Source organism: Aeromonas sp. 61P, from assembly GCF_051919545.1.
GTDB classification, from domain to species: Bacteria; Pseudomonadota; Gammaproteobacteria; order Enterobacterales; family Aeromonadaceae; genus Aeromonas; species Aeromonas veronii.
This window is the reverse complement of the sequence record NZ_JBQBEL010000001.1, coordinates 1-2,500: the sequence shown is the minus strand read 5'-3', so window position 1 is coordinate 2,500 and position 2,500 is coordinate 1. Positions and strand designations below refer to the sequence as shown.

Annotated in this window: 2 rRNA genes (1 of these 2 cut by a window edge); both read left to right on the top strand. The window is 53.6% G+C overall.

Annotated features, from left to right (window positions below):
• Positions 1 to 2,259 (top strand): 23S ribosomal RNA (locus ACTG2O_RS00010) (it extends 631 nt beyond the left edge of the window).
• Positions 2,260 to 2,378: 119 nt separating this feature from the next.
• Positions 2,379 to 2,493 (top strand): 5S ribosomal RNA (gene rrf / locus ACTG2O_RS00005).
• Positions 2,494 to 2,500: the final 7 nt, after the last annotated feature.

The window sequence follows — 2,500 nt, the reverse complement described above, 5'->3', positions numbered from 1 at the left end:
AACTGGGCGTCTAGTTGCAAGGTGTAGACCCGAAACCGGGTGATCTAGCCATGGGCAGGTTGAAGGTTGAGTAACATCAACTGGAGGACCGAACCCACTAACGTTGCAAAGTTAGGGGATGACCTGTGGCTGGGGGTGAAAGGCCAATCAAACTCGGAGATAGCTGGTTCTCCCCGAAAGCTATTTAGGTAGCGCCTCGGACGAATACTACTGGGGGTAGAGCACTGTTTGGGCTAGGGGGTCATCCCGACTTACCAACCCCATGCAAACTCCGAATACCAGTAAGTAATATCCGGGAGACACACGGCGGGTGCTAACGTCCGTCGTGAAGAGGGAAACAACCCAGACCGCCGGCTAAGGTCCCAAAGTTCTGGTTAAGTGGGAAACGATGTGGGAAGGCTCAGACAGCTAGGATGTTGGCTTAGAAGCAGCCATCATTTAAAGAAAGCGTAATAGCTCACTAGTCGAGTCGGCCTGCGCGGAAGATGTAACGGGGCTCAAACCAGGCACCGAAGCCGCGGATTCACACTTATGTGTGAGTGGTAGGGGAGCGTTCTGTAAGTCTGCAAAGGTGTATCGAGAGGTATGCTGGAGATATCAGAAGTGCGAATGCTGACGTAAGTAACGATAAAGGGGGTGAAAAGCCTCCTCGCCGGAAGACCAAGGGTTCCTGTCCAACGTTAATCGGGGCAGGGTGAGTCGACCCCTAAGGCGAGGCCGAAAGGCGTAGTCGATGGGAAGCAGGTTAATATTCCTGCACGACTTGTAATTGCGATGGGGGGACGGAGAAGGCTAGGTGGGCCAGGCGACGGTTGTCCTGGTGAAAGTGCGTAGGTGGTGTTTCCAGGCAAATCCGGAGACACAACACTGAGACACGAGACGAACACACTACGGTGTGGAAGCCATTGATGCCCTGCTTCCAGGAAAAGCCTCTAAGCTTCAGATTACAAGTCATCGTACCCCAAACCGACACAGGTGGTCGGGTAGAGAATACCAAGGCGCTTGAGAGAACTCGGGTGAAGGAACTAGGCAAAATAGAACCGTAACTTCGGGAGAAGGTTCGCTCTTGATGGTGAAGTCCCTTGCGGATGGAGCTGTCGGGAGTCGCAGTGACCAGATGGCTGGGACTGTTTATCAAAAACACAGCACTCTGCAAACACGAAAGTGGACGTATAGGGTGTGACACCTGCCCGGTGCCGGAAGGTTAATTGATGGGGTTAGCGCAAGCGAAGCTCTTGATCGAAGCCCCGGTAAACGGCGGCCGTAACTATAACGGTCCTAAGGTAGCGAAATTCCTTGTCGGGTAAGTTCCGACCTGCACGAATGGTGTAACCATGGCCATGCTGTCTCCACCCGAGACTCAGTGAAATCGAATTCGCCGTGAAGATGCGGTGTACCCGCGGCTAGACGGAAAGACCCCGTGAACCTTTACTACAGCTTGGCACTGAACATTGAACCTACATGTGTAGGATAGGTGGGAGGCTTTGAAGGCGTGACGCCAGTTGCGCTGGAGCCGTCCTTGAAATACCACCCTTGTATGTTTGATGTTCTAACGCAGGGCCCTGAATCGGGCTCGCGGACAGTGCCTGGTGGGTAGTTTGACTGGGGCGGTCTCCTCCCAAAGAGTAACGGAGGAGCACGAAGGTTGGCTAATCCTGGTCGGACATCAGGAGGTTAGTGCAATGGCATAAGCCAGCTTAACTGCGAGACGGACAGGTCGAGCAGGTACGAAAGTAGGTCATAGTGATCCGGTGGTTCTGAATGGAAGGGCCATCGCTCAACGGATAAAAGGTACTCCGGGGATAACAGGCTGATACCGCCCAAGAGTTCATATCGACGGCGGTGTTTGGCACCTCGATGTCGGCTCATCACATCCTGGGGCTGAAGTCGGTCCCAAGGGTATGGCTGTTCGCCATTTAAAGTGGTACGCGAGCTGGGTTCAGAACGTCGTGAGACAGTTCGGTCCCTATCTGCCGTGGGCGTTGGATGATTGAAGGGAGTTGCTCCTAGTACGAGAGGACCGGAGTGAACGAACCTCTGGTGTTCGGGTTGTCACGCCAGTGGCACTGCCCGGTAGCTAAGTTCGGAATCGATAACCGCTGAAAGCATCTAAGCGGGAAGCGAGCCCTGAGATGAGTCATCCCTGACCCCTTGAGGGTCCTAAAGGGCCGTTGGAGACCACAACGTTGATAGGTGGGGTGTGTAAGCGCGGTGACGTGTTGAGCTAACCCATACTAATTACCCGTGAGGCTTAACCATACAACACCCAAGAAGTGTTCTGGGCCTTGTAGCGAATGAGCGAACTACTCAAATTCAGTGATAATGACAAGCAACTAGCAAAGTCGTTATTCACGTCAGCTTTCTAGATTAAGAATTTGCCTGGCGGCAATAGCGCCGTGGAACCACCTGATCCCATGCCGAACTCAGAAGTGAAACGCGGTAGCGCCGATGGTAGTGTGGCATTCGCCATGCGAGAGTAGGACACTGCCAGGCACCCAAT